Here is a 26,532-nt window from a genome sequence, read left to right as displayed (position 1 = left end):
GATGAATATAAATGAGAACAACAACTAAATCGAAAGCAGAAACCCGCGTAGTTGTCGGGATGTCCGGAGGTGTCGATTCTTCTGTTGCTGCATTACTTTTAAAAGAGCAAGGCTATGATGTCATCGGTATTTTCATGAAAAACTGGGATGACACAGATGAATTCGGCGTATGTACGGCGACCGAAGATTACGAAGATGTCATTAAAGTTTGTAACGATATTGGTATCCCTTATTATGCAGTCAATTTTGAACAACAATATTGGGACAAAGTGTTTACCTATTTCCTTGAAGAATATAAAGCAGGACGGACACCAAACCCTGATGTGATGTGCAATAAAGAAATTAAATTTAAAGCTTTCCTCGATCATGCGATGAGTTTAGGTGCTGATTTCTTGGCAACAGGCCATTATGCGCAAGTTGTTGAAACAGATAACGGTGTTGCAATGTTGCGAGGGAAAGATGAAAACAAAGATCAAACGTACTTCTTGAACCAGTTAAATCAAGAGCAATTACAAAAAGTGATGTTCCCAATTGGCTCCCTTGACAAATCAGAAGTACGATTGATTGCTGAAAAGGCCGGACTAGCAACTGCAAAGAAAAAAGATTCAACAGGCATCTGTTTCATCGGGGAACGTAATTTCAAAGAATTTCTTTCCCAATACTTGCCCGCTCAACCTGGTGATATGAAAACAATGGATGGAGAAGTTGTCGGCAAACATGATGGACTGATGTATTATACAATTGGTCAACGGCACGGTCTCGGAATCGGTGGAGCAGGGGATCCTTGGTTTGTTCTTGGAAAAGATTTAGCGGACAACGCTTTGCTCGTCGGACAAGGATTCCATAATGATGCACTCTACTCAGATAGCTTAACAGCCATTCAAATAAGCTTTGCAACCGCAAGAGACTTACCGGACACTTTTTCGTGTACTGCGAAATTTCGTTACAGACAACCGGATACCGACGTCACTGTCCATTTAGGTGAAAACAATACTGCGACAGTCACTTTTGCACAACCGGTTAGAGCGATTACTCCAGGTCAAGCAGTCGTCTTTTATGATGGGGAAGAATGCCTAGGTGGAGGGACGATTGACACAGTCATTAAAAACGGTGTCCAACTAGATTATGTAGGATGAGAGGAATCACAAATGGAATTTAATGAATTAGGTATTAAAGCACTTCAAGACGGCGAATACGAAAAGGCGATTGAGGCGTTCATGAAAGCGGCAGAAGCAGAACCAGATAATCCAGTGGGATACATTAACCTAGGAAATGTATTTGCTTCTGCAGGTGATATTGAAAGAGCAGAACGCTTTTTCCAAAAAGCAATTACGCTCGATGAACATGCAGGATCTGCGTTGTATGGACTTGGAAATCTTTATTTTACAAATGAGCGCTTTGAAGAGGCGGCTAAGTTATATGAAAAAGCAATTCGTGCAGGATTAGATGAAGCGGATGCCTACTTTATGCTCGGGAAATGTTTACGAAATACCGACAACAGTAAACTCGCACTCCCTTATTTCCAACGAGCTGCTGAGCTGGCGCCTACAGATTTGGAGATCAGATTGTCATTCGGCATTTTACTCGCAGAAATGGAATTGTTTAAGCAAGCTCAAGAAGAGTTTACATTCATACTGGATAATGATGCAGATAATGCAGATGCTCATTACAATCTAGGTGTATTGTATGCGGTATCTACAGATCGCAAAGACGATGCACTCCATCATTTGGAACAGGCTTTTACCATTGAACCTGAACATACTCAAGCTCGCTATATTTTTGACATGATCAAAATAGGGGAACAATCGTAACAAGTAGATGGCTAGGTGGTGATGACCATGACGGTAGGAAATGGACAAGGGAATATTGAGCAACTTTTCATCGTCGGAAGACCGGTCGTCACGATTTTTCACAATCCTGACAGCCTTTTTTCTATTGTGAAAATGAAAATCACAAAGACGAACAGCGGTTATGAAGATAAGGAAATTGTCATCAAAGGCAGTTTTCCTCCATTGTCAAACGAAGATGATTACCGGTTTACAGGGCGACTCGTCAATCACGCCACTTATGGCAAACAGTTTGATGTATTCACGTTTACAAAAGAAATGCCTGAAACGGAAACTGGAATTGTCCATTATCTTTCGGGCGACTTGTTTCCGGGTATCGGGAGGAAGACTGCTGATACGATTGTAAAGCAATTAGGAAAAGATGCGATTAAACGCATCCTTGAAAATCCCGATGTTCTTGATCAAATCCCTAAATTAGCGGCTGATAAAAAAGAGACGCTCGTCACGGTGTTACAAGAAAATCTCGGTTTGGAACGGAGCATGGTCCAACTGAACGAATGGGGATTTGGTCCACAACTTTCCATGCGAATCTACCAAACTTATCGTGAAGAAGTATTAGAACTTCTGAGAGAGAATCCTTATCGACTCATTGAGGATATTGAAGGAATCGGTTTTCAACGTGCAGATGAATTAGGAAGGCAATTGGGCATCACCGGCAATCATCCTTCACGCGTCAAAGCGGCTATATTACATACAATGAATCTAGCCGTTCAATCAGTAGGTCATGTATACTTGGAAGCAGAGAGTGTCTTGCCAGAAGTGAAACGGCTGTTGGAAAGTAGTCAACGTGCAGAAGTTCCTTTTGACAACATTTCTCAAGCGGTAATCGAACTGGTTGAGGAAGGAAAGTTGTGCGGAGAAGGAAGACGACTCTATATCCCTACTCTTTATTATTCAGAAATTGGTATTGTCTCCAAGCTGGATCGGATTATGGAAAATGACCATTCGGATAAATTCCCGGTGTCTGAAATCCGTAAAGCAATTGGGGAGGCGGAGGAACGGCTTGAAGTCAGCTACGCGCCTACACAAGTTGATGCGATTGAGAAGGCGCTCCATTCTCCTGCGATGATCCTGACAGGTGGACCAGGTACGGGCAAAACGACAGTTATTAGAGGTTTGGTTGAAGTTTATGCCGAATTGCATGGACTGTCACTCGATCCAAAAGTGTACGCGCAAAAAGAAGAGACATTTCCAATTGTTTTGGCAGCGCCGACTGGTCGTGCGGCGAAAAGGATGTCGGAGTCAACAGGCCTTCCAGCCATGACTATCCATCGCCTTCTAGGATTCACTGGGCAAGAGAAAGAAGATGCCATTGGAAAAGAAGTCGAGGGAAGACTCATTATTATTGATGAGATGTCGATGGTCGACACATGGCTTGCGCATCAGTTGTTAAAGGCGTTGCCGACTGAGATCCAAATTCTCTTTGTGGGGGATCAAGATCAGTTGCCTCCTGTAGGTCCTGGCCAAGTGCTAAGAGACATGCTCGATTCGAAAAAGATTCCCGTCGTGGAGTTGAAGGAAATTTATCGTCAAAGTGAAGGGTCAACGATTATCGAGCTCGCACATATGATTAAAAATGGATCATTGACAACGGATATAGTGAAAAAGACAGGTGATCGTTCATTTATACGCGCAACGGGCGATCAGATTCTCGAAGCTGTTGAACAAATAGTCAAAAATGCGGTCTCCAAAGGGCATCCAATCAAAAATATTCAAGTATTGGCACCGATGTATAAAGGACCAGCAGGCATTGATGGCTTAAATAAAATGATCCAGAAGATGGTGAACCCACCCGGTCCGGACCGTAAGGAAGTCAATTTCGGCGACGTCGTGTACCGAATCGGTGATAAGGTACTGCAACTTGTCAACCAACCCGAAAGTAATGTTTTCAATGGAGATATGGGAGAAGTCATATCAATAATTAAGGCGAACGAAACCGTAGACAAAAAAGAAATGCTCATCGTATCTTATGACGGAATCGAAGTTGAATACGAGCGAAATGACCTGAATCAAATTACTTTGGCGTATTGTTGTTCAATCCATAAATCGCAAGGCAGTGAGTTTCCAATAGTCGTCATGCCTGTCGTACGTGGTTATCGTAAGATGTTGCGAAGAAATCTCTTATATACAGGGATTACAAGAGCAAAAGATTTTCTCATCCTGTGTGGTGAACCTGAAGAGTTTTCAATTGGAATACAGCGTACGGATGAACTGGAAAGGCAGACAACGTTGAAAGAACGTCTTCGAAAAGAAGTGGCTGCCCAGTCGCAAGAAGTTGAACCACCGATGCAGTCAGCAGATGAAGTGAAGAAGCAACCGGACAATACTTCTTTGGCCGATGAAGAAACAGAAGACTTTAGACTGACCAAAGAAACGATCTTTGGAATTGATCCGATGATTGGTATGCAAGGAGCCAGTCCATATGATTTTATGGAAGTGATGGATTGACAACCCGTTAGGTTTTTCCTATAATCACAAGTAACATACGAATTCGTTGACGGAGACAGTACGCAATGAACCATGTAATAGAAAGGAATCCCACAGGCTGAAAGGATTCTCATGGTAATTGTCGGAAAGCTACTCCTGAGTGCAACTAATCCTTGCCGTTAGCCGCGTTATGGCTTCTTGAGATACCGGTCTAACCGGTAAATTAGGGTGGTACCACGAAAAGTCTTCGTCCCTTGTACAGGGGCGGGGATTTTTTTATTGCCAAACGGCATGACGCTCTACCGAATTCGTGCATATAGAACAGGAGGCTTACACATGAAACAATTGACTGCAGCAGAAATTCGTAAAATGTTCCTTGATTACTTTAAAGAATTTGGTCACGATGTAGAACCATCAGCTCCACTTGTGCCGATTGATGACCCTTCACTCCTTTGGATTAACAGCGGTGTGGCAACGCTTAAAAAGTATTTTGATGGACGTGTTGTGCCGACGAACCCTCGAATTGTCAATGCACAAAAATCCATCCGAACGAATGATATTGAAAATGTAGGGAAAACTGCTCGTCACCATACGTTTTTCGAGATGTTAGGAAACTTTTCGATTGGTGATTATTTCAAGAAAGAAGCGATACATCGTGCATGGGATTTTCTCACAAACGAAAAATGGATCGGCTTTAATCCTGAACTGTTATCGGTAACAGTCCATCCGGAAGACGAAGAAGCCTACGCTATTTGGCGAGATGAAATCGGTATTCCTGAACAACGAATCATACGATTGGAAGGGAATTTCTGGGATATTGGGGAAGGCCCAAGTGGTCCAAACTCAGAAATATTCTACGACCGTGGTCCGGCATATGGAGATGATTTTTCAGATCCTGAATTATATCCAGGCGGGGAGAACGAACGGTATTTGGAAATCTGGAACTTAGTCTTCTCTGAATTTAACCATAACCCAGATCATACGTACACGCCGCTCCCTAAGAAGAACATTGATACAGGAATGGGATTGGAGCGAATGGCTTCTGTTATTCAAAACGTGCCAACCAATTTCGACACAGATCTGTTCATGCCGATTATCCATGCAGTGGAAAAGGTATCAGGTGAATCATATGGACAAGATGCAAACAAAGACACTGCTTTTAAAGTCATCGCAGACCATATCCGTACAGTAGCATTTGCGATTGGAGATGGAGCGCTACCATCCAACGAAGGGCGTGGATATGTCCTTCGACGACTATTGCGTCGAGCGGTGCGTTTTGCAAAACAGATTGGTATTCACAAGCCTTTCATGTTTGAGTTAGTACCAGTTGTCGGTGCGATCATGGAAGATTTCTATCCACAAGTGACCGAGAAAGAAGCGTTCATCATGAAAGTCATTAAGAATGAGGAAGAACGCTTCCATGAGACGCTAAACGAAGGATTAACGATTTTAAACGGGATCATTGACAAAGCAAAGTCATCAGGTCAAGCAATCGTTTCAGGCGCAGATGCGTTTAGACTGTATGATACGTACGGTTTTCCGTTTGAACTGACAGAAGAGTTTGCTGAAGAAGCAGGCGTGACGGTCGATCGAGCAGGTTTTGATGAAGAAATGGACAGTCAACGAAAGCGTGCGAGAGCGGCTCGGGTTGACGTCGATTCGATGCATGTCCAATCAGAAGTACTGAGTAATATTCATGCTGCTAGTGAGTTTGTTGGGTATGATCAATTGACGACTGAAGCACAAATCATCGCATTGTTGCATAATGGTGAAATGGTTGCACATGCTTCTGAAGGTGATGAAATCCAATTCATGCTGGATCGTACCCCGTTTTATGCTGAAAGTGGTGGACAGATTGCAGATACCGGTACGATTTCGGGAGAAGCGTTCATCGTCGATGTGAAAGATGTTAAAAAAGCACCAAACGGTCAGCATTTGCATAATGCCATTGTTCGTTCAGGAGAAGTGAGCGTGGATGCAAACGTCTTGGCTGAAGTGGATGCTGTTTCACGTCAACAAATTATTAAAAATCACACAGCAACACATTTGCTCCATAAAGCATTGAAAATCGTACTTGGGGACCATGTCAACCAAGCAGGTTCATACGTAGGTCCAGATCGACTCCGTTTTGACTTTTCTCACTTCGGACAAGTGACGAAGGAAGAGTTGGAAAGAATTGAAGCAATTGTTAACGAAAAGATATGGGATGATATTCCTGTTGAGATTGCTCAAAAGCCAATTGAAGAGGCAAAGCAAATGGGTGCAATGGCATTGTTCGGTGAAAAGTATGGCGATGTCGTCCGTGTGGTCACTGTGGGAGACTTCTCTTTGGAGCTTTGTGGAGGTTGTCACGTACCTGCAACTTCTTCCATTGGACTTTTCAAGATTGAATCAGAAAGTGGAATTGGCGCTGGGACGAGAAGAATTGAAGCGTTGACAGGTAAAAATGCCTACAAATCCTTTAAAGAAGAGGAAGCGTACCTAGGAGAAGCGGCAGCTCTGTTAAAATCAAACCCGAAAGAAATCGTCAACAAACTTTCTTCCACATTGGCAGAGATGAAAGAGATCCAACGTGAAAATGAATCCCTTTCTGCTAAATTAGGAAATAGCCAGCTGACGGACATTCTTTCTTCTGCGCAACAAGTGGACGATGTAACGGTCATCTCTGCGAAAGTGGACGTCAAAGATAATCAAGCGTTGCGCCAAATGATTGATGAGCTGAAACAAAAAGTTGCAAAAGGAATTATTGTACTCGGTGCCGCTGCAAACGACAAAGTTTTGTTAGCAGCAGGTGTAACAGAAGACTTGAAAAATGGGAACTTCCATGCTGGAAAAATCGTCAATCATGTAGCAACGATTTGTGATGGAAAGGGCGGCGGTCGTCCCGATATGGCAATGGCTGGAGCAAAAGATGCTTCCAAACTTGATGAAGCACTTCAATCCGTGTATGATTATGTCAAATCCGTTTAAGCGGAAATGGATGTCGGGTATAGAGAAATTGGGAAAGGTATCCGATTTGTAAACGGACGATTGGAAAGCGGGGTGTCGACTATGAATTCATACGACAAGACGATGAAATTCAACTTTCCTGAAGAATCGATGGAACAAGAAGTGAAACAGGTCATGCTTCATGTGCATACTGCGCTGGAAGACAAAGGTTATAATCCCATTAACCAAATCGTCGGTTATCTTCTTTCCGGCGACCCGGCTTACATTCCTCGTCACTACGAAGCTCGGAATCTAATCAGGAAGCTGGAAAGAGACGAAATTCTTGAGGAATTGGTCAAGTTTTACATTCGTGAAAACAGAGGTAAATCGAATTGAGAACAATGGGATTGGATGTAGGTTCAAAAACGGTCGGCATTGCAATTAGCGATGCGCTCGGGTGGACAGCCCAAGGTATCGAAACGATAAAAATCGATGAGAGTGCCGGCCAATTTGGCATCGAAAGAATTCAACAACTCGTTAAAGAACACGTTGTTACATGTTTCGTAGTAGGTTTTCCGAAAAACATGAACAATACCGTTGGACCTAGAGGAGAAGCATCTGAAAAATTTGCGGAGCTGTTAAAAGAGACGTTTAATTTGCCTGTCATTCTTTGGGACGAGCGTCTGACGACGATGGCAGCGGAACGGATGTTAATTGAAGCGGATGTCAGCAGGAAAAAACGCAAGTCAGTCATCGATAAGATGGCGGCTGTCATGATACTACAAGGGTATCTTGACTCAAAAAATTGATGAGGTGAATGAAATGGAACATGGACAAGAAACAATGACAGTAGTAGATGAGCACGGCGAAGAGCACGTTTGTGAAGTGATTTTCACATTTGAATCGGAAGATTTCGGGAAGTCATATGTTCTCTATCATATTTTAGGTGAAGATGAGAACGACGATGAAGAAGTTGAAATCCATGCATCTGCATTTATTCCTTCTGAAGACAATGAAGACGGTGAATTGTTACCGATTGAAACGGATGAAGAATGGGATATGATCGAAGAAATGTTGAATACCTTCCTAGCTGAGGAAGATGAAGACGAAGAGTAATTGATAATGTGCACGTACGGAATGGTGCAAGCCATTCCGTTTTTTTCGGTGCAAAAAAGTAAACGATTTCTTTCTACTAGACAGCAAGATTGTTTGAAATGAGGTGAAGCAAAGTGGATAAAGGGACGAAAAAAGATCAGATGTTTGAAAAGATGCTGGAGCAAAAAAAAGAAGTGAAAATCGTTAGACGAATTGTATTTGTTGTAGCAATCGTACTACTGATTGTTGGGCTTCTAAGTGGCCGCGCCATGTATAAATACATAACAGAAGCCTTGCAACCAGTAGATCCCAATTCTGAAGAAGTCATTGAAGTTGAAATACCGATAGGATCAGGTCTCACTTCAATTGCACAAACTCTTGAAAAAAAGGGGATTATTAAAGATGCAAAGATTTTCAAGTACTATGCAAAATTTAATAACGAATCCCAATTCCAAGCCGGATCTTATGGCTTAACAAAAGCAATGACGTTAGATGAGTTAATTGAAAGTTTGAAAACGGGTAAAGTGTACCGGACGCCGGTATTTACAATGACTGTGCCTGAGGGATTAACACTGGATCAGATCGCAAAGGTTGTCGAAAAACGTACTGGTGTTAAAGAACAAGCTTTTCTTGATTACGTCAATGATAAAAATATTATCGCAGACTTGATGAATAAGTATCCAAATATCTTATCCGATGAAATTTTAGCGGAAAACGTGAAATATCCATTGGAGGGCTATTTGTATCCAGCGACTTATCCATTCTACGAAGAGAAACCATCTGTTGAGACAGTTGTCACAACGATGCTCGATGCAACTTCAGCCAACCTGACCCCGTATTTTGCTTATTTGCAAGAGAATGAGAAAACCGTTCATTGGTTGCTGACATTTGCCAGTTTGCTTGAGCGGGAAGCGACAGCGAAAACGGATCGTGAAACAATTGCAAGTGTGTTTTACAATCGGATGAAAGAAAATATGCCACTTCAGACAGATCCGACTGTTCTTTATGCGTTAGGCGAGCATAAGGATCGAGTTCTATTTGAGGACTTGAAAATACAAGATCCTTATAATACGTATGTAAATACTGGGCTTCCTCCTGGTCCAATTGCCAATGCAGGGAAATCATCTATTGAGGCGGTTGTGGATCCGTCCATCACTGACTATTTCTATTTTCTAGCAGACGCTGAGGGGAATAACCACTTTGCCAAGACGTACGATGAGCACTTGAAGAACAGAGCGAAATACATTGATTAACTATATTTAGAATGATTGGACGTGGCGATGCAGTGACTGATTATGAAAGTTACTTGGCAAGCTTTACGGAAACGGTAGACCCTCTTATTAAAGAAATGGAGAATTACGCACAAAAATATTACATTCCAATCATGGATCCTAGTGGAATGAATACATTTCTTGGTTTGCTCCGCATACAACAGCCGAAGCAAATACTTGAAATTGGAAGCGCAATAGGATATTCTGCTATCCGTATGGTTTCTGCTTTGCATGGTGCATCCGTTGTAACAATCGAACGCGACCAGGAACGGTACGAGAAGGCGTTAGATTTTATTGCGAGAAGTGAATTCGGCAATCGCATACGGATTATTGAAGGCGACGCGTTGGAATTGGAAACGCAAGGAATTCTTGATGAATCATTTGATGCGTTATTTATTGATGCAGCGAAGGGGCAGTATAAACGTTTCTTTGAAAAGTATTCTGAGTTTGTGCGGCCGGGTGGAATTATTTATTGTGATAATATGTTCATGCACGGTGCCGTTCTATTACCCGATGAGGATGTACCAAAGCGTAATCGAACGATGATCCGAAATTTGAAAGAATTTACAGCATGGGTTATGAAACACCCTGCCTACGAAACATCATTGTTACCTGTCGGTGATGGAATACTTATTGCAGTAAAAAAGAGCAACTGAGGCGTGCCTCTATGTGCTAGGGGGATAGTGAATGAATTCAAGTAAACCGCTTGTCATTGGAATTGCCGGTGGTTCCGGATCTGGTAAAACGAGCGTCACGAATCGAATTTATAATGTGTTCAAAGAGCATTCGGTCGTAGTCATCGAACAAGATTATTATTATAAGGATCAATCGCATTTAGAATTCGAAGAGCGATTGCTGACGAATTATGATCATCCGCTCGCGTTTGACACTGATTTATTAATTGAACATGTAGAGATGTTATTGCAGCGACAACCCATTCAAAAGCCGGTGTACGATTATGCGCTGCATACGAGAGCAGAAGACATCATACCAATTGAACCGAAGGACGTCATTATTCTGGAAGGGATCCTTGTCCTTGAGGATGAACGACTTCGTGAGTTGATGGACATTAAGCTTTTCGTCGATACGGATGCAGATTTACGCATTATTAGACGCCTTATGAGGGATATTCAAGACCGTGGAAGAACAATCGATTCAGTCATCGAGCAATATTTATCAGTCGTCCGTCCGATGCATAATCAATTCATCGAACCGACGAAAAGATATGCGGACATCATCATCCCTGAAGGCGGCCAAAATGAAGTAGCAATCGATTTAATGGTCACGAAAATAAAAACAATTCTTGAATATGGAACGAAATTGTAATATGATGTAGTCAGAATTCAATATAAATAATCCTATGTCGCATACCTCTTGAAGGAGCGGCATAGTGTTTTTATGAACAGGAATATGAGGAGTGTTGTATGATGGTATCAGAAAAAAAATATCCAATGACAGTTTCAGGGAAAAAGAAATTAGAAGAAGAACTTGAGTTTCTAAAAACGGTTAAACGAAAAGAAGTAGTAGAACGTATCAAAATCGCACGTAGTTACGGTGACCTTTCTGAGAACTCAGAGTATGATTCTGCGAAAGAAGATCAGGCGTTTGTTGAAGGGAAAATTTCTTCTTTGGAATCGATGATCCGTAATGCTGTTATCATTACAGAAGATGAATTGAACAACGATGAAGTGCAACTAGGGAAAACGGTTACATTTAAGGAACTCCCAGATGGGGATGAAGAGACGTATACAATCGTCGGATCAGCTGAAGCAAACCCAATTGAAGGCTTAATTTCTAACGATTCACCAATCGCAAAAGGGTTACTAGGCCGAAGCAAAGGTGACGAAGTGAAAATCATCACACCAGGCGGAGAAATGTCGGTTGTAATTGTCGAAATCAAGTAATTGAAAGTGGCCGCCGTCTATATGGTGGCCATTCTTCATTAGATGCAAGGATGATCAGGGGGAATAGAAAATGAATGAACATGAAGATTTTTCTCGGATTAACCGAAAAAAACGTCACAACAAAAGTAATCGTTTCCTCAACATAATGATTGGCATCGTGGTCGTACTCATACTCATCGTTGGAGCTACTCTTATAACAGGTGGTAAAAATAAAGGGAAAAAAGACGATCAGGCATCTGAAGAAGTTACTACTGACAAGCAAACGAATGATTCAAGTACGGACGAAGGTGCTGAAGCAGACGATGAGACATCCAGACAGGACGAGGACGATGAAACAGATGGAACGTCAGAGGACTCGGCACTAGAGGATGAAGAGGACGCAACCGGAAGTAAAGAAGAAGAGCAGGATACGGAAGCTGGTTCTGTAACGATCGTACCTAACGACGATGCAATTATTGAAGAAACGGTTGTCAATACTGCATGGGAACCAATTGGGACCGAGCAATCTGGTGCGCATACTTCCAAATACGATGGTAATTCAGTTGACTGGAATGAGAAAAAGAAGGCCATTGCGTATGCGACTGGCATTCCGGAAAATGAGTTAATTTATTGGAAAATCAAAAACGGTGGAAGCCCTCAAAAATCGATTGGAATTGTTTCAACAAAAGACAAGCAACAAAAGTACCGTGTCTATTTGGAATGGATCGATGGAGCAGGGTGGAAGCCTGTAAAGATGGACAAACTAACAACTTTAGATTTTGACTATTAATTAAGTGGAAATTGTCCGCTGACACGGAGGGTAAACAACATGAAAATCGCAATAATTGGTGCAATGGAACAAGAAGTGGAATTGTTAAGAGGGAAAATTGATGCGGCTACAACAACTACGATTGCTGGCTGTGAATTCATTGAAGGAAGTGTCGGCAGTCACGAGGTAATTCTTGTGAAAAGCGGCATTGGGAAAGTGAATGCAGCGGTTGCAACGACATTACTTATTCAGAACTACGCTCCTGAGGCTATCTTGAACACAGGTTCAGCAGGAGGATTTAAAGAGGATCTGGAAGTCGGAGCAGTTGTGATTTCCGATGAAGTGCGGCACCATGATGTGGATGTCACAGCTTTTGGTTATGAAATTGGACAAGTGCCAGGTATGCCAAATGCATTCCGTTCGGATGACAAGTTGATTGCACTTGCAAAGGAAGCGGTTGAAGAGATTGGTGAACATCGACACGCTACAGGTCTTATTGCATCTGGAGATGTGTTTATGAGCGACCCCTCTCGCGTACAACTTGTGAAAAAACAATTCCCGACGATGATTGCTGCTGAAATGGAAGCTGCTGCAGTGGCTCAAGTTTGTCACCAATTCGGAACACCGTTTGTTGTCATCCGTGCACTGTCTGATATTGCTGGGCAAGAAGCGTCCATCAGTTTCGATGAATTCCTTCCGTTGGCTGCTAAGCATTCTTCGGAAATTGTCATGCATGTCCTATCGAAATTGTAAGGGCTTTATGATATGATACAAACAGGTATTATTTCGTTTAAAGGAGGGGATCATCGATGTTTTATCTAATGGCAGGTGTATTTTTTGCATCGACTGTGATTGCGGTAGTCATCATGCGCGAGGTTAGTGCAAACTGATTTCTTTTACAAACAGAGGTAGTTTATAAACGTAACAAGAGGCGTTTCCTTTCACAGGGCCGTACCCTGTGGTTGGAAACGCCTTTTCAATGACTTATTGTGAGCAACGGATGACTGAAGAAACGTTCACTCATTGTATTCGTGCTTAAACAGTTGATATAATCGAACGATCGCCCGCTTTTCAATGCGTGAAACATAACTTCTTGAAATGTTCAGTTGCTCTGCAATCTCTTTTTGGGTCATTGGTTTGTCATCTAACAAACCGTATCGCCGTTGGATAATTTCTAACTCTCGACTATCCAATTTGCCAAGATGTCGATATAGCCTTTCTTTTTGTTCCTTTTGTTGCACCGTTTCAATTGGCGCTTCTTCGTCAGTTTGCAATAAGTCTGCGATTTGTAAAGATTGGCCATCCTTATCAGTACCAATCGGGTCAAATAGCGAGACATCTTTTTGCACTTTCTTTTGTGTGCGCAAGTACATAAGTATTTCGTTTTCGATGCAACGGGCTGCATATGTTGCCAGTTTGGTCTTTCGGTCCAATGTAAAACTGTTGACCGCTTTCATAAGCCCGATTGTACCGATCGAAATGTAATCATCAAGTTGTTCGTGTTTTGGATGGAATTTTTTTACGACGTGAGCAACGAGGCGCATGTTTCTTTCAATGAGCTCATCTCGTGCACTTTCATCACCTTCTGCCAATCGTTTCAAACAATCCGCTTCTTCTGCTTGTGACAGTGGTCTACGGAATGCCTGCCCCCGAATGTATCCTACCATTGCTGGGATTTCGACCCACAGTTGGACGAGTGCCATAACAAACCCGCTCATCAGTCCACCTCCTGTGTCGTTCTATGACAGCATATGCGTAGATGGCTTGTTTTAATTCGATGTTGAAGAAACGTTATGTATGAAGGGTTCGAATAACTGCAACACCTACTTTAGGCGTATGTTATGCTATAATTAATTTGAAAAAGTGAACTAACGGAGTGGATATTTTGTATAAAAACTTTTTACCGGATGAATATGTAAAAAGCATCTTTCAAATTTCACCGGATACATTACTGGAAAAAGGTATTAAAGGAATCATCACTGACTTGGATAATACGCTTGTTGAATGGGACCGTGCTGAAGCTACACCTGAAATTATTGAATGGGTCCGAATGATGGAGCAGGCTGGTTTAAAGGTGACAATTCTCTCGAATAATAATGAATTGCGCGTGAAGGCGTTTTGTGATCCTTTAGGAACACCATTCATCTTTGACGCACGTAAACCTTTACGTAGATCGTTTAAAAAAGCGCTTGCGCTTATGGGACTGAAAAGGGAAGAAGTCGTGATGGTCGGTGATCAGCTCATGACGGACGTGTTAGGTGGCAACCGTTTCGGTGTGCATACGATACTTGTTGTGCCTGTAGCTAGTTCCGATGGATTTTTCACGAAATTCAATCGCAAAATTGAAAGAAGAATCATGGCCAAGCTGAAACGTTCGGGACTGATTGAATGGGAGGAATAACATTGGAACCAATTACATGTATTGGGTGTGGAATTGAAATACAAACAGACGACCCCAAAAAAGAAGGGTATGCACCTGCCGCTTCTTTGGAGAAAGAGGAAGTCATCTGTCGTAGATGCTTTCGATTAAGAAATTACAATGAGTTACAACCTGTTTCATTATCAGGTGATGATTTTTTAGCGATTCTGAATGGAATTGGTGAAAAACAAGGCTTAGTTATTAAAGTCATCGACATTTTTGATTTTAATGGAAGTTGGATTAATGGGTTGCAACGTTTTGTTGGCCAAAAAGATATTTTACTCATTGGTAACAAATCAGATGTACTGCCAAAGTCCGTCAATCGCAATCGTCTCATTAATTGGATGAAGGCGGAAGCTGCAAAGCTTGGATTAAAGCCGGTTGATGTTTTGCTTATTTCTGCCCATAAAGGACATGGAATGGAAGAGGCGATGGCTGCAATCGACCATTACCGTAAAGGCAAAGATGTATATGTCGTCGGTTGTACAAATGTTGGAAAATCGACGTTCATTAACCGCATCATTAAAAATGCTACCGGCATGGGAGAAGTCATTACGACTTCGCACTTCCCGGGTACAACGCTTGACCTTGTTGAAATCCCGATGGATGACGGGAAAGCAATCTATGATACGCCAGGTATTATCAATGAGCATCAAATCGCACATCATCTAGACGCTAAAGATTTAAAGGCGATTACACCGAAAAAAGAACTGAAGCCGAAAGTGTTTCAGTTAAACGCACAACAAACGTTATTTATTGGTGGGTTAGCAAGATTTGATTTTATGGCAGGTGATCGTTCGTCGTTCACCATTCATGTTTCAAATGAATTAACGATCCATCGGACGAAACTGGAAAATGCCGATGCGTTGTATGCTTCGCATCGTGGTGGAATGCTTGCACCGCCAACTGGTGAATCAGTTGAAAAATTGCCTCCACTCGTCAGGCATGAATTTTCCATTAAGAATTCCAAAATGGACGTTGTAATATCCGGATTAGGCTGGATCACCATCCAACATCCAGGTGTCGTCGTGGCAGTACATGCCCCACGTGGCGTGAATGTTGTACTACGACCTTCACTCATTTAAGGAGGGGCACAACATGAAAAAATGGTACGCAGTCATTGGTGACCCAATTGCGCAATCCATGTCACCAGCCATGCATGATGCGTGGTTCAAGGAGAATGGAATTGATGCATCCTATATTCCGGTTCGGGTAAAGTCGGAGGATTTGGAGAAAACTGTAGCAAGTTTAAAACAACTTGGCTGTAGTGGCTGGAATGTTACTGTGCCACATAAGACAGCAATCATTCCGTTCTTAGATGAAGTGGATGAAGCGGTAAAACAAATGAATGCTGTGAATACGGTTTGCGTGATGGAAGATGGGACTTTGTACGGGACAAATACAGATGGTCGTGGTTTTTACAGATCGCTTGAAGAGGTTTATCCAGGAGAAGTGATCAATCGATCAATCTTAATGATTGGGGCAGGTGGAGCGGCCAGTGGTATCGCCTTCGCTTTACATGAAGCGGGATGCAGATCATTGACATTTACAAATCGTACTGTGGAAAAGGCAGAACAGTTGCAAGGCAAGTACCCCGATGCTACTGTACTTTCAATTGAAGAAGCGGAAGCGATGGTCAATCAATATTCATTACTCGTGCAAACTACATCTGTTGGGATGAATTATGCACAGTCCGGTATGCCGTTAAATCCTACTGGTATTCATAAAGATACGATTGTAGCAGATATTATTTACAATCCATTAGAAACTGAATTCCTTCATCAAGCACGTATAAGTGGCGGGCGTACGGTGAATGGCATTGGCATGTTTGTTCACCAAGGTGCATTGGCATTCGAATTATGGACGGGTATTTACCCGGACACAACAACAATGATTCAAACAATCTCAGAAAAACTTGGAGGAAATTAAATGTTAACAGGCAAGCAAAAAAGTTACCTTAGAAGTGAAGCACATCACCTTCAACCGATCTTTCAAATTGGGAAAGGTGGTCTGACTGAACCAATCATTAAGCAGATTGAGGAAGCGTTAGAAGCACGTGAATTGATTAAAGTGAGCATTTTGCAAAATTGCGAAGAAGATAAAAGTGAAATTGCTGAAAGACTTGAAGAAGCAGGTATTGATGTTGCGCAAGTGATTGGAAAAATTCTTGTGCTGTATAAAGAATCAAAAGAAAAAAAACGGATTGTTTTGCCATAAGAGGGACTGTCGATGAGAAAAGTTGGACTATTGGGAGGTACGTTTAATCCGCCACATATAGGACATTTAATCATTGCAAATGAAGTGAAACAAGTACTTGGATTAGATGAAGTGCGTCTCATGCCTACTGCAATTCCTCCTCATAAACACAATCCAACCGATGCAACACCAGCACAACGGTTGCGGATGGTACAGCTTGCCGTTGAAGGCGCGGATGGGTTAATGGAATCTTCATTTGAAATTGACCGTGGTGGTGTTTCGTACACCTATGATACGATGAGAGCTTTAAAAGAAGTGGAACCTGAAACGGATTTTTATTTCATCATTGGTGGAGACATGATCGACATACTGCCACAGTGGTTTCAAATCGAAGCGCTATGTAAGTTGGTCACGTTTGTAGGTGTCCAACGGCCGGGCTCTTCAGGTGAACAATCAGTCATTCCAGTTGAGTTCATAGATATCCCATCAATCGATCTTTCTTCTACGATGATTAGAAAAAGGACGGAAGCGGGACAGTCTATTCAATTTCTAGTACCGGATCCGGTCATATCGTATATTCGACAGGAGGGTCTGTATGGAAGTACAACTGCTAAAAGAAGAACTTGAACGTAGACTACCTCAGAAAAGATATGAGCATGTATTACGAGTGGCTGCCACTGCCAAGAAGTTAGCGCGCCATTATGATGTGGATGAAATACGTGTCGAACTAGCTGCGTTGTTTCATGATATCGCAAAATTCATGGAACCAGCAGAAATGCGCACACTGATTGAAAAGCATGGCGAAGATGTGCGTCTCCTCACTTTCCATCACGAGTTATGGCACGCTGCAGCTGGCCGAATTATTGCAGAAAAAACGTTCAATGTGTCCGATGAAGATGTTCTTAACGCCATCCGATATCACACGACGGGAAGAGCGGGAATGTCTCCCATTGAGAAGATTGTCTATGTAGCCGATTTAATCGAACCGGGCAGAGCGTTTCCTGGTATTGAACAATTACGTACCCTAGAAGGTAAATCTCTAGACCGAGTGATGCGGGATTGCGTGTCACATTCCATTAAATACTTACTGGACAACCATGTGGCAGTTTTTCCGGACTCGCTTGAATGTTATAATGAACATGTACAAAAAACGCAACTACGAAAGGAATCGTGAAAATATGCCAACATTACTCGAAACAGCTTATAAAGCGGTAGATGATAAGAAAGCACAAGAAATCGTCGTTCTAAATATGGAAGGAATCTCATTAATTGCAGACCAATTCATCATTTGCCATGCAAACTCTGAACGACAAGTGCAAGCAATCGCAAGAGAAGTAGTCGATAAAGCTGCTGAGCACAACTATGAAGTGAGAAGAATGGAAGGGTTGGACAACGGACGATGGGTCCTTGTTGATCTTGGGGATGTAGTCGTTCATGTATTCCATAAAGATGAGCGTGGCTATTACAACCTTGAAAAATTGTGGGGAGACGCGCCGTTATTACAATTGGATGAAATGCAATGACAGCAGCATATAAGGAATTTGCGACGGTCTATGACGAATTAATGACCGATATTCCGTACGATGACTATGTTGAACTGCTTGAATTAGCAATTGGCAGACTAAATGGAAAAAAGGTATTGGATGTCGGTTGTGGAACAGGGTTGCTGTCAGTGAAGCTTGCGCAAAAGGGTGCGGAAGTCACGGGCATCGACCTTTCAAACGACATGCTTGAAGTTGCTCGCAATCGGGCGATTGATTCCTCGCTATCTATCGAATTCAATCAACTGCCGATGCAACAAATTGCTGGGAATCCTAGCTTTGACGCAGCAGTGATTGCAATCGATTCATTAAATTATGTGTGTACCGAAGAAGAGGTACTCCAAACGTTCAAAGGCATCTACTCAGTGTTAAAAAACGGCGGCACCTTGTTGTTTGATGTCCATTCTACTTTTAAAATGGATACAATTTTCCTGGAAGGTCCATTTACGTTTGATAATGAAAAGATTGCGTACATATGGGAAACAGAAGAAGGGGAAGAAGCATACTCCGTCTATTCGGAGCTTGCTTTTTTCGTTAAAGAAGGTAGCGGACTGTATCGCCGTTTTGACGAGCGTCATACACAACGCACTTTCCCAGTCAATCGTTATGCAGAAATGCTAGCTGATGTAGGTTTTCACATTGAACGGATTTTTTCTGACTGGGAAGATGAGCCACCACATGAGGAAAGCGAAAGAATATTTTTTCAAGTGCGCAAATAACACTTTCAATTTTCTGTGAAATCATTTATAGTGAGGAAGACTCCATGTGAATGCCTCGTAGAAAGGGTGACTGCACTGTTTTTTACGAAGCTCTCTAAAAAATGGCGCATAATCATTACCCCTATTGCAGCAATCACAATCCTATCCGTATTCTTGTTCTTCCCCCGAGAGCAAAATGACAATACATCTGCAATTGTCAGCGGAAAATCTCCTGTTATGAATGTAATTGATGAAGAACCGACAATAGCGGCTGAACTACCCGCTGATGATCCACTCCCAACGGTATTGAGTGAACCAGCTCCAATCGTTGTGGATATTCGTGGTGCCGTAAAATATCCAGGTGTATACTCCTTGTTGGAGGGCGACCGTCTTATCGATGCAATTAACGCGGCGGGCGGTTATTTACCTGATGCGCAAACAAAGATGCTGAATCACGCGATGAAGGTTCATGATGAATTTTTCATCTATGTTCCAAGAGAAGGCGAGGAAGTTGAGCCACTGGCATCTGTTGGGCTGCTCGGCCAACACGAAGAAGAAACTGCTGTTGATGAGTCTACGGTAAATATTAATCTTGCGAATATGCAAGAGCTGATGACGATACCGGGGATTGGTCCCTCGAAAGCGACTGCGATTCTTGAATATCGAGAGGAACATGGACCGTTTCAAACAGTAGATGCAATTATGGAAGTGTCTGGAATTGGACAGAAAACATTCGATAAGTTGAAAGCTTACATCTCAGTGAACTAATGTTTGGAGGCATACATATGGAGCGAATTACATGGGATCAGTTTTTCATGGCGCAATGCCATTTACTAGCAGTCAGAAGCACATGTACTAGGCTTGCTGTAGGTGCAACAATCGTTCGAGATAACCGGATAATTGCAGGCGGTTATAATGGCTCGATTTCAGGTGGAGATCATTGCATCGACAATGGATGTTATGTTGTGGACAACCATTGCGTCCGCACCATCCATGCTGAAATGAATGCATTATTGCAATGTTCCAAGTACGGGAGTCCTGTGGAAGGTGCGACGTTATATGTCACACATTTTCCGTGCTTGCAATGCTCAAAAGCGATCATCCAGTCAGGCATAAAGAAGGTCAATTATGCAACTGATTACAAAAATGATGCTTATGCGATAACGCTTTTTGAACAATCAGGCGTCGAAGTAAAGCACATTCCTTTTGACGAAAGGGAAGTGGACTTCACGAAGGATTTAAAAATAGAGCTCATGCATGACTTGCTTTCAAAAATGGAGAGCGTTGGCACTCCGCATGAAGAACTTGTTCCATTCAGACAAAGGATGGATGACTTATTTGGAAAATGATCGGTCAAATACGTCTGATCTATGTGATGATACCGTTGACCGTATCGGCATTTGCTGTGTACGGTCAGGTTCATTTACTGGCACTTAATCTCCTTCTTATCCCCATCTTTCTTCGTAGAAAACAAGATTATCTGACCCCCATTATTGCATTGGCTACGGCAATTATTTCTTATACTTTTTTCTCTACACAAATACCTTTTTCCAATGAATTCGTTGATGACGTGATTGATATTCGATGGACGGACAAAGTGAAAGTCGATGGCGGTTCACTTAAAGGGTTTGCGAAAACCCAAACTGGTGACGTCGTCTATGTTATTTATCGGCTTGAAAGTGAACGTGAGAAAGAGCAATTTCAGTCTATGCATATTCCATCTTTACAAATGAAACTAGCAGGGACTTTCAAAGAAATTCCAGAGAGTCCACATCCGTATTCATTTCAAATGGCTTCATACTTACGAATGAATGGTGCTGTTAATTTGTTTGAATCAGATATGTTGGTAGAGGTCCGACATGCAAACGGTTTGTATTCATCGCTAAGTGCACATCGATGGTCGGTGCAACAGCGTATTGAACGACTATTTCCAGATGAATTGCAAACTGAGGCGAAAGCGTTATTAATAGGTGATCGCAGTGGGATGTCAGACGAACTGGCAGCGACCTATCGTACATTAGGCATTACCCATTTATTTGCGATCTCTGGACTTCATGTAGGATTGTTGACATACCTTATACGCGTTTTGCTCATTCGAATGAATATCAGAATGGAAACCGTCGATACGTTGCTCGTTATCCTTTTACCTCTGTACGCTGTGCTTGCAGGAGGCGCACCTTCTGTATGGCGGGCGGTATTGGTCACGATGCTTGTATTATTAACAGCTACTGGAAAAATGAAGATGAAGACAGACGATGCATTAGCCCTTAGTGCCATCCTTTTTATTAGTTGGCAACCGTATGTCGTCTTCCAGCCTGGATTTCAAATGTCCTATGTGGCTGCTTTTTCCCTCGTTTACTCCAGTACGCTCTTATCGAGGGCACAGTCACCAATAGTAGTAGCTTTTTTTGTTACGGCGATTACACAAATTGCATTATATCCAATTTTGTTGGTGCATTTTTATGAACTGTCTTTGTCTTCTTTCTTCGTGAATCTACTTTATGTACCGTTGTATGCGACGATTATTTTACCAGCGAATATTTTGTTACTTGTGTTAACTTATATTGCGCCAGTCCTTGCTTCAATTAGTTTTACATTGTATACACCCTTTAGAGTTTTGGTAGAAGAAGCTACTTTCTTCTTCGCTTCGCTTCCTTTTCAATTATGGACTCCTGGTAAACCTCATCCTCTATTTGTAACGATGGCACTGATCGGTAGCTTGGTCTTTTTCATCAAAATAGAACAGAGGAGAAATCTATTCTATGCTTCACTTTTCCTACTTGTCCCAGCATTATGTATACAGTTTACGCCTTATTTGGATTCGACGTTACGCGTAACTTATGTAGATGTCGGACAAGGGGATGCAATTGTTATCGAATTACCGAATCGTAAAGGTGTATATGTGGTGGATACGGGAGGAGTCGTCAGGTGGGGTGAAAAAGATTGGAGGACGCCTGAAAAAGAGTTCGAAGTGGGTAGAAGAATTGTTCTTCCTTATTTAAAAGGAAAAGGTATTACGAAGATAGATAAGCTAATCCTTACGCATGCAGATAGTGATCATATGGAAGCTGCGGATGAAATAATAGAAGAAATTGAAGTGGTGGAAATTCATATTGCGCCGCATACTGAGAAGGAAGAGACGATGAAAGAAGTATTGGAACTGGCGAGAGCGAAGCAAATACCGGTGTTAACCGTATCTGAAGGGGCTACGTGGTCTAACTCGTCAATCTCTTTCACTTACCTCGCACCAGATGAAGGAATTTATAAAGGAAATGATAGTTCGCTTGTTTTGTTCATGCAAACAACAGGGCCGAATTTTCTTTTTACTGGTGATTTGGAACGTGACGGGGAAAGTAAGCTCATTCGGGACTACCGACATATCAATTGGGGGGAAGTCTTCTTAAAAGCGGGTCATCATGGCAGCCGGACATCGAGTTCAGATGCTTTCATCGAAATAATACGACCGACAGTAGCCATCTTGTCGTATGGGAAGGACAATCGCTACGGCCATCCGCATGAAGAAGTGATGGAGACTCTTCACAAGTATAACGTGAAGTCGTATTCAACTGCTGAAGATGGATCGATTACAATTTCGGTAAATAAGGGGAAGTATGTCATTTCAACTACAAGAAATTGATAAGACGGTCTTGTCTAGTTCAATTAAGGACTAAACAGACCGTCTATTCATCGTACAATTATTGTGCGACGAAGTCGATAACTGTAGCAATAACGAAAATTGCAGAAAAAGCTACGAATGCGACAACAAAGCCGACACCAGAATCAATTAAATCATTGCGTTTTGACTGTACGTCATGTTCAAACTCATTCATTGCTACACCTCCAATTCCTATATAGTATAGATGATAATGACTAAAAAATCTATATGTAACGATTTATTCGTAAGACTTTATGACAAACGACACAAAGTGTTCATAGTTAGGGGAACGTGCTGTATAATGAAAACAGCTTTAGACTGGAGGGGAAATTTGTGGTCAATGCAATTTGGAAAAAAATCAGTAACGGTAACATCGAACCGGTCTATTTGCTTACGGGAATCGAACAACAGTTGATTGATACAACGATCCAACGGCTTATCAAAGCGATGCCTGATATTGACGCAGCAACGGTGATTCGTTTTGATTTAGAGGAGACGCCGATAGAAGCTGTCATTGAAGAGGCGGACACGCTGCCGTTTCTAGAAGAACGAAAGCTTATTATCGCCAACCATGCAACATTTTTAAAAGCTGCTGATAAATCAAAAGAGAAAATTGTACATAATGTTTCATTGTTAGAGCAATGGCTGGAAAATCCTTCGCCTACCGCTGTCGTGGTGTTTGTTGCCCCTTATGAAAAATTGGACGGTCGAAAAAAAATTACGAAACTGTTCCAACAAAAAGCAGTCGTTGTCGAAACATCTCCGTTAACTGGTCGAGATCTAACGACTTGGGTTCAACAGGAAGCAGCGAGTAGAGGAATTACAATTAGCGGAGAAATTGCGCAGTTGCTTGTTACGATGGCAGGAGATAGTTTGCTCGCGTTATCGTCAGAAATTGCAAAGATTGCGATGTACATGGACGGTGATGGAGAAGTTACTGGGCAAATTGTTGAAATGCTCGTCCCTCGTCAACCCGAAATGGATGTATTCAGATTGACGGATGCTTATATGACAGGAAATGTACCTGAAACGATCAAAATCTACCATGACCTCTTACGAAACGGTGAGGAACCAATCATGTTGACTTCACTTATAGCGGGACAAATCCGTTTGATGATTCATGTGTCGTCACTGGTAAAAAAAGGGTATCACCAACAACAAATCGCGAAAACGTTGAATGTGCATCCTTATCGCGTAAAATTGATTATGGAAAATCGACGGATTCCATCGATGCAACGGTTGTTACGAATTTTAGAGCGACTCGCCCATATTGACCATCAATTAAAATCAACTGGTGGGAAGAGGGAGAGAGTGTTGGAAATTTTCTTTATGGATCCAATGCGAGGCGAATGAAAAAGGCTGTACCTTGTCCATGTTAACAAGGTACAGCCTTTTCTCTTATAGCGCCTTTTTTGTAAGACGTGCTTTTTGACGAGCAGCTGTGTTTTTGTGGATTAGACCTTTACGAGCAGCTGTGTCCAATTTTTTAACTGCGTCTTTCAAAAGATCAGTAGCGTTCTCTTCTTTATTGACGATCGCAGTGTCAGCTTTACGTACAGCAGTACGCATAGCAGCTTTAATTTGTGAGTTTTGCTCATTTGCAGCAGCACTTTGTTTAACGCGCTTAATAGCACCTTTAATGTTTGGCATTCCATTCACCTCCAATTTCAGGTAAGGCAAGAGTGTTTCCATAATTACCATCCGGATATCTCTATACAACATTAACATTTTAGCAAAATGAGCGCAAGAACGCAATAAAAATATGCAAAGAATATTTCCTTGACACAACGTGCAAACTGCATCATGAGGTGATGACAATGGAAAAGTTGAATTTTTTTCGTACGGACTTGTTAGTAGAACACGAAGAGATGGTACGCCATCGGACTGAGCAAGAAAAAGAAACATTAAAAAAATCCAACGGCGTGTTATTCGATGAGCAAAGAAAGGGTAGAGTCATTGTTACGTCTGTAACGATAGATGCTGAAGGTGAGAAACGTATTGGGAAAAAGGCAGGAAAATACTTGACGTTGACATGTCCCACTTTAACTCCATCTGACACAGATGGATTGGAGGAGTTGACGAACGTATTAAAAACGAAGTTGGCTGAAATGACAGCGCACATTCCGAACTTGCAAAGCGGGAAAATATTATTGATTGGTCTTGGCAATCGTGAAGTGACACCGGATGCAGTCGGGCCATTGACAATGGACCGTATGAAAGAAATCGTTCCTCACTACTATTCAGATGAGGGAAGTGAACTTTATGTCTATGCGCCAGGTGTCACAATCCAAACGGGTCTTGAGACAGCCCATTTTGTCAATGCAATCGTTACGGAAATAAAACCGGACCTTTTAATTGTTGTGGATGCGTTAGCCGCCCGAGACAGTTCGAGATTATGTAAAACCATTCAACTAACGGATACGGGAATCCATCCAGGATCGGGAGTAGGGAATAGCAGAAAAGAGGTATCCCGTGAAACATTAGGGGTGCCTGTAATCGCAATTGGCATTCCGACAGTCGTAGATGGACCTGTGTTAATCGCAGATGCCATCAATACGTTATTCAATTACATTGCAACAAAAATTGAAGAAGAAAATAGCCCTTCTTCTCGCTTGTCTGTTTCTCCTTGGCTACGTAGTGAAAATAAAAATGCAGATCAATCGACATTGGTACCCATTTTTGGAGATTGGACAGCTTGGCCACACGAAGAACGCGTTCAATTGTTTGAAGAAGTTTTGGCAAACCATGAGTTGAATACGTTCATCTCCCCAAAAGAAATCGACTCATGGGCATATCAATATGCAGACTTACTTGCGACTGCTGTTACGGATTGGATGGAAACGATAAAAACGAGTCATTGACCTCCTTCTTCAAGCATATAGTTTTAGACGGGGGGATGTCGCTTGAAGAAAAATATGCAAATTTGGACCGTTATCGTATTCGCTCTTTTCCTGTTCCCGGTGATCATTCAATTTATACCGGAAGAATCCAAAATCTCCAACACTAAGATCATTAAAGAGAACGCATTGATCGTGTATGCATCCAATGTTGTTGAAGAAGAAGTTGAACCTGTCGTTCCGACTGAAGTGTCTGCTGGCAAAGTGTTATTGTACTACACCCATTCTCATGAAGCGTATGAACCGATGACGAAAGCCGCGGATGGCAAAGTAGCCGTTTCACACCATACGGAAAACATCATGAAGATGGGTGAAAAACTGAAAAACCAACTAACCATCAATGGATTGGAAGCAGAAGCGATTGAAGTGGACATTATGAAAGAAATGCTGAAAAACCGTATTCCTTATGCGAGAGCCTATAAAGAAATCCGACCTCACGTTAAAAAACGTTTAGCCGAAAAAGAGTATGATCTCATTATAGATATACACCGGGATGCAGTCGGACCGGAATTGACAACGCTCGTCCATGAGGGACAGCGTTATGCAAAAGTTGCGTTTGTTGTCGGGACGGATCATGCCGGATATAAACAAAACGAACAGCTTACAAAACAATTGAAGTTGCAAATGGAAAAAAGGATACCTGGTATTACACGAAATGTAATTTCTAAAGGTGGAGCAGGTGTCGATGGCAAGTACAATCAAGATTTACATCCGAAAATCATCTTGATTGAACTAGGAGGCATCGGAAACAACGAAGAAGAGTTGAATCGGACAATTGGCGTCATTGCAGAAGCTGTGAAAGAATTAGTGGAGCAAGGAGAAGGAACTGAAAAATAAGTGTTTGAGCGGAACGGTGACAATTACAAGGCTTGCAACATAAAAATCGTCCTAAACGATTATCTATGT

The 26,532-nt window shown here is 42.1% G+C and carries 30 protein-coding genes; 27 read left to right on the top strand and 3 right to left on the bottom strand.

Going from position 1 to position 26,532, the window contains the following annotated elements:
• Window positions 1-11 precede the first annotated feature (11 nt).
• From mnmA to mtnN, 13 genes are all read left to right on the top strand, one after another.
• Window positions 12-1,136 carry a tRNA 2-thiouridine(34) synthase MnmA gene (mnmA, locus tag QT711_RS04020; RefSeq protein ID WP_317942226.1) on the top strand — a complete coding sequence of 375 codons (1,125 nt, stop codon included), beginning with the start codon at window positions 12-14 and terminating at the stop codon, window positions 1,134-1,136.
• A 12-nt stretch (window positions 1,137-1,148) separates the two neighbouring features.
• Window positions 1,149-1,811: a tetratricopeptide repeat protein gene (locus QT711_RS04015; RefSeq protein WP_317942225.1), complete on the top strand. Its 663-nt coding sequence runs from the start codon at window positions 1,149-1,151 to the stop codon at window positions 1,809-1,811.
• A gap of 27 nt (window positions 1,812-1,838) precedes the next feature.
• A complete protein-coding gene (gene recD2 / locus QT711_RS04010; RefSeq protein WP_317942224.1) occupies window positions 1,839-4,295 on the top strand; it encodes an SF1B family DNA helicase RecD2 in 2,457 nt (818 codons plus the stop codon).
• A 315-nt stretch (window positions 4,296-4,610) separates the two neighbouring features.
• Window positions 4,611-7,244, top strand: a complete 2,634-nt coding sequence (gene alaS / locus QT711_RS04005; RefSeq protein ID WP_317942223.1) for an alanine--tRNA ligase — start codon at window positions 4,611-4,613, stop codon at window positions 7,242-7,244.
• 81 nt (window positions 7,245-7,325) lie between these two features.
• The gene (locus QT711_RS04000; RefSeq protein WP_317942329.1) at window positions 7,326-7,598 is read left to right on the top strand and encodes an IreB family regulatory phosphoprotein; all 273 of its coding nucleotides are present in this window, start codon (window positions 7,326-7,328) and stop codon (window positions 7,596-7,598) included.
• Complete coding sequence (gene ruvX / locus QT711_RS03995; protein ID WP_317942222.1) at window positions 7,595-8,011, top strand: Holliday junction resolvase RuvX; 417 nt, start codon at window positions 7,595-7,597, stop codon at window positions 8,009-8,011. Before QT711_RS04000 ends, ruvX begins: the two co-directional genes overlap by 4 nt.
• Window positions 8,012-8,024: 13 nt before the next feature.
• Window positions 8,025-8,318 (top strand): DUF1292 domain-containing protein, encoded by a 294-nt coding sequence (locus tag QT711_RS03990; RefSeq protein ID WP_317942221.1) that lies wholly within the window; start codon window positions 8,025-8,027, stop codon window positions 8,316-8,318.
• A 113-nt stretch (window positions 8,319-8,431) separates the two neighbouring features.
• On the top strand, window positions 8,432-9,550 hold the full coding sequence (mltG, locus tag QT711_RS03985; RefSeq protein WP_317942220.1) for an endolytic transglycosylase MltG: 1,119 nt from the start codon (window positions 8,432-8,434) through the stop codon (window positions 9,548-9,550).
• Window positions 9,551-9,561: 11 nt separating this feature from the next.
• Window positions 9,562-10,224, top strand: a complete 663-nt coding sequence (locus tag QT711_RS03980; protein ID WP_317942219.1) for an O-methyltransferase — start codon at window positions 9,562-9,564, stop codon at window positions 10,222-10,224.
• Window positions 10,225-10,255: 31 nt separating this feature from the next.
• A complete protein-coding gene (gene udk / locus QT711_RS03975) occupies window positions 10,256-10,894 on the top strand; it encodes a uridine kinase (protein WP_317942218.1) in 639 nt (212 codons plus the stop codon).
• A gap of 101 nt (window positions 10,895-10,995) precedes the next feature.
• The gene (greA, locus tag QT711_RS03970; RefSeq protein ID WP_317942217.1) at window positions 10,996-11,472 is read left to right on the top strand and encodes a transcription elongation factor GreA; all 477 of its coding nucleotides are present in this window, start codon (window positions 10,996-10,998) and stop codon (window positions 11,470-11,472) included.
• A 70-nt stretch (window positions 11,473-11,542) separates the two neighbouring features.
• The gene (locus tag QT711_RS03965) at window positions 11,543-12,241 is read left to right on the top strand and encodes a YrrS family protein (protein WP_317942216.1); all 699 of its coding nucleotides are present in this window, start codon (window positions 11,543-11,545) and stop codon (window positions 12,239-12,241) included.
• Window positions 12,242-12,280: 39 nt separating this feature from the next.
• Window positions 12,281-12,973 (top strand): 5'-methylthioadenosine/S-adenosylhomocysteine nucleosidase, encoded by a 693-nt coding sequence (mtnN, locus tag QT711_RS03960; protein WP_317942215.1) that lies wholly within the window; start codon window positions 12,281-12,283, stop codon window positions 12,971-12,973.
• Between the two features lie 263 nt (window positions 12,974-13,236).
• Here mtnN and sigK read toward each other — a convergent pair whose 3' ends face one another.
• Window positions 13,237-13,938: an RNA polymerase sporulation sigma factor SigK gene (gene sigK / locus QT711_RS03955; protein WP_317942214.1), complete on the bottom strand. Its 702-nt coding sequence runs from the start codon at window positions 13,936-13,938 to the stop codon at window positions 13,237-13,239.
• 167 nt (window positions 13,939-14,105) lie between these two features.
• Between sigK and QT711_RS03950 the strand changes: the two genes are divergently transcribed.
• From QT711_RS03950 to QT711_RS03900, 11 genes are read left to right on the top strand one after another with little or no spacing between them, the layout of a single operon-like run.
• Window positions 14,106-14,621, top strand: coding sequence for a YqeG family HAD IIIA-type phosphatase (locus QT711_RS03950; protein WP_317942213.1), 516 nt, complete (start codon window positions 14,106-14,108; stop codon window positions 14,619-14,621).
• Window positions 14,609-15,724, top strand: a complete 1,116-nt coding sequence (gene yqeH, locus QT711_RS03945) for a ribosome biogenesis GTPase YqeH (protein WP_317942212.1) — start codon at window positions 14,609-14,611, stop codon at window positions 15,722-15,724. Before QT711_RS03950 ends, yqeH begins: the two co-directional genes overlap by 13 nt.
• A gap of 13 nt (window positions 15,725-15,737) precedes the next feature.
• Complete coding sequence (gene aroE, locus QT711_RS03940) at window positions 15,738-16,568, top strand: shikimate dehydrogenase (protein ID WP_317942211.1); 831 nt, start codon at window positions 15,738-15,740, stop codon at window positions 16,566-16,568.
• Window positions 16,569-16,856: a ribosome assembly RNA-binding protein YhbY gene (gene yhbY, locus QT711_RS03935; protein WP_317942210.1), complete on the top strand. Its 288-nt coding sequence runs from the start codon at window positions 16,569-16,571 to the stop codon at window positions 16,854-16,856.
• Between the two features lie 12 nt (window positions 16,857-16,868).
• Window positions 16,869-17,462 carry a nicotinate-nucleotide adenylyltransferase gene (locus QT711_RS03930; protein ID WP_317942209.1) on the top strand — a complete coding sequence of 198 codons (594 nt, stop codon included), beginning with the start codon at window positions 16,869-16,871 and terminating at the stop codon, window positions 17,460-17,462.
• Window positions 17,431-18,009, top strand: coding sequence for a bis(5'-nucleosyl)-tetraphosphatase (symmetrical) YqeK (gene yqeK, locus QT711_RS03925; RefSeq protein ID WP_317942208.1), 579 nt, complete (start codon window positions 17,431-17,433; stop codon window positions 18,007-18,009). Before QT711_RS03930 ends, yqeK begins: the two co-directional genes overlap by 32 nt.
• Before the next feature lie 4 nt (window positions 18,010-18,013).
• Window positions 18,014-18,358: a ribosome silencing factor gene (rsfS, locus tag QT711_RS03920; RefSeq protein WP_317942207.1), complete on the top strand. Its 345-nt coding sequence runs from the start codon at window positions 18,014-18,016 to the stop codon at window positions 18,356-18,358.
• Window positions 18,355-19,095 carry a class I SAM-dependent DNA methyltransferase gene (locus tag QT711_RS03915; RefSeq protein ID WP_317942206.1) on the top strand — a complete coding sequence of 247 codons (741 nt, stop codon included), beginning with the start codon at window positions 18,355-18,357 and terminating at the stop codon, window positions 19,093-19,095. Before rsfS ends, QT711_RS03915 begins: the two co-directional genes overlap by 4 nt.
• A gap of 15 nt (window positions 19,096-19,110) precedes the next feature.
• The gene (locus tag QT711_RS03910) at window positions 19,111-19,842 is read left to right on the top strand and encodes a helix-hairpin-helix domain-containing protein (RefSeq protein ID WP_317942205.1); all 732 of its coding nucleotides are present in this window, start codon (window positions 19,111-19,113) and stop codon (window positions 19,840-19,842) included.
• Window positions 19,843-19,859: 17 nt separating this feature from the next.
• Window positions 19,860-20,423: a ComE operon protein 2 gene (locus tag QT711_RS03905; protein WP_317942204.1), complete on the top strand. Its 564-nt coding sequence runs from the start codon at window positions 19,860-19,862 to the stop codon at window positions 20,421-20,423.
• A complete protein-coding gene (locus QT711_RS03900) occupies window positions 20,420-22,711 on the top strand; it encodes a DNA internalization-related competence protein ComEC/Rec2 (RefSeq protein ID WP_317942203.1) in 2,292 nt (763 codons plus the stop codon). Before QT711_RS03905 ends, QT711_RS03900 begins: the two co-directional genes overlap by 4 nt.
• A 58-nt stretch (window positions 22,712-22,769) precedes the next feature.
• Here the strand turns inward: QT711_RS03900 and QT711_RS03895 are convergent, their stop codons facing one another.
• A complete protein-coding gene (locus QT711_RS03895; RefSeq protein ID WP_317942202.1) occupies window positions 22,770-22,904 on the bottom strand; it encodes a YqzM family protein in 135 nt (44 codons plus the stop codon).
• Between the two features lie 158 nt (window positions 22,905-23,062).
• Here QT711_RS03895 and holA point away from each other — a divergent pair, with 158 nt between their 5' ends.
• Entirely contained in the window at window positions 23,063-24,082 is a 1,020-nt protein-coding gene (gene holA, locus QT711_RS03890) for a DNA polymerase III subunit delta (protein ID WP_317942201.1), read from the top strand.
• Between the two features lie 45 nt (window positions 24,083-24,127).
• On the opposite strand, the gene rpsT is transcribed toward holA, so the two are convergent.
• Window positions 24,128-24,379 carry a 30S ribosomal protein S20 gene (gene rpsT, locus QT711_RS03885; RefSeq protein WP_317942200.1) on the bottom strand — a complete coding sequence of 84 codons (252 nt, stop codon included), beginning with the start codon at window positions 24,377-24,379 and terminating at the stop codon, window positions 24,128-24,130.
• A gap of 167 nt (window positions 24,380-24,546) precedes the next feature.
• Here rpsT and gpr point away from each other — a divergent pair, with 167 nt between their 5' ends.
• Entirely contained in the window at window positions 24,547-25,590 is a 1,044-nt protein-coding gene (gpr, locus tag QT711_RS03880; RefSeq protein WP_317942199.1) for a GPR endopeptidase, read from the top strand.
• A 42-nt stretch (window positions 25,591-25,632) separates the two neighbouring features.
• Window positions 25,633-26,463: a stage II sporulation protein P gene (gene spoIIP / locus QT711_RS03875; RefSeq protein ID WP_317942198.1), complete on the top strand. Its 831-nt coding sequence runs from the start codon at window positions 25,633-25,635 to the stop codon at window positions 26,461-26,463.
• Window positions 26,464-26,532: the final 69 nt, after the last annotated feature.

It is taken from the genome of Sporosarcina saromensis (assembly GCF_033253735.1).
GTDB lineage: Bacteria > Bacillota > Bacilli > Bacillales_A > Planococcaceae > Sporosarcina > Sporosarcina saromensis.
Note: the sequence above shows the minus strand (reverse complement) of the source record. Positions and strands in the feature narration are given on the sequence as shown.

Coding starts and splice junctions, on each gene's coding strand:
- mnmA (WP_317942226.1), top strand. CDS start 12: ATGAGAACAACAACTAAATCGAAAGCAGAAACCCGCGTAGTTGTCGGG.
- QT711_RS04015 (WP_317942225.1), top strand. CDS start 1,149: ATGGAATTTAATGAATTAGGTATTAAAGCACTTCAAGACGGCGAATAC.
- recD2 (WP_317942224.1), top strand. CDS start 1,839: ATGACGGTAGGAAATGGACAAGGGAATATTGAGCAACTTTTCATCGTC.
- alaS (WP_317942223.1), top strand. CDS start 4,611: ATGAAACAATTGACTGCAGCAGAAATTCGTAAAATGTTCCTTGATTAC.
- QT711_RS04000 (WP_317942329.1), top strand. CDS start 7,326: ATGAATTCATACGACAAGACGATGAAATTCAACTTTCCTGAAGAATCG.
- QT711_RS03990 (WP_317942221.1), top strand. CDS start 8,025: ATGGAACATGGACAAGAAACAATGACAGTAGTAGATGAGCACGGCGAA.
- QT711_RS03980 (WP_317942219.1), top strand. CDS start 9,562: ATGATTGGACGTGGCGATGCAGTGACTGATTATGAAAGTTACTTGGCA.
- udk (WP_317942218.1), top strand. CDS start 10,256: ATGAATTCAAGTAAACCGCTTGTCATTGGAATTGCCGGTGGTTCCGGA.
- greA (WP_317942217.1), top strand. CDS start 10,996: ATGGTATCAGAAAAAAAATATCCAATGACAGTTTCAGGGAAAAAGAAA.
- QT711_RS03965 (WP_317942216.1), top strand. CDS start 11,543: ATGAATGAACATGAAGATTTTTCTCGGATTAACCGAAAAAAACGTCAC.
- mtnN (WP_317942215.1), top strand. CDS start 12,281: ATGAAAATCGCAATAATTGGTGCAATGGAACAAGAAGTGGAATTGTTA.
- sigK (WP_317942214.1), bottom strand. CDS start 13,938: ATGAGCGGGTTTGTTATGGCACTCGTCCAACTGTGGGTCGAAATCCCA.
- yqeH (WP_317942212.1), top strand. CDS start 14,609: ATGGGAGGAATAACATTGGAACCAATTACATGTATTGGGTGTGGAATT.
- aroE (WP_317942211.1), top strand. CDS start 15,738: ATGAAAAAATGGTACGCAGTCATTGGTGACCCAATTGCGCAATCCATG.
- yhbY (WP_317942210.1), top strand. CDS start 16,569: ATGTTAACAGGCAAGCAAAAAAGTTACCTTAGAAGTGAAGCACATCAC.
- QT711_RS03930 (WP_317942209.1), top strand. CDS start 16,869: ATGAGAAAAGTTGGACTATTGGGAGGTACGTTTAATCCGCCACATATA.
- yqeK (WP_317942208.1), top strand. CDS start 17,431: ATGGAAGTACAACTGCTAAAAGAAGAACTTGAACGTAGACTACCTCAG.
- rsfS (WP_317942207.1), top strand. CDS start 18,014: ATGCCAACATTACTCGAAACAGCTTATAAAGCGGTAGATGATAAGAAA.
- QT711_RS03915 (WP_317942206.1), top strand. CDS start 18,355: ATGACAGCAGCATATAAGGAATTTGCGACGGTCTATGACGAATTAATG.
- QT711_RS03905 (WP_317942204.1), top strand. CDS start 19,860: ATGGAGCGAATTACATGGGATCAGTTTTTCATGGCGCAATGCCATTTA.
- QT711_RS03900 (WP_317942203.1), top strand. CDS start 20,420: ATGATCGGTCAAATACGTCTGATCTATGTGATGATACCGTTGACCGTA.
- QT711_RS03895 (WP_317942202.1), bottom strand. CDS start 22,904: ATGAATGAGTTTGAACATGACGTACAGTCAAAACGCAATGATTTAATT.
- rpsT (WP_317942200.1), bottom strand. CDS start 24,379: ATGCCAAACATTAAAGGTGCTATTAAGCGCGTTAAACAAAGTGCTGCT.
- gpr (WP_317942199.1), top strand. CDS start 24,547: ATGGAAAAGTTGAATTTTTTTCGTACGGACTTGTTAGTAGAACACGAA.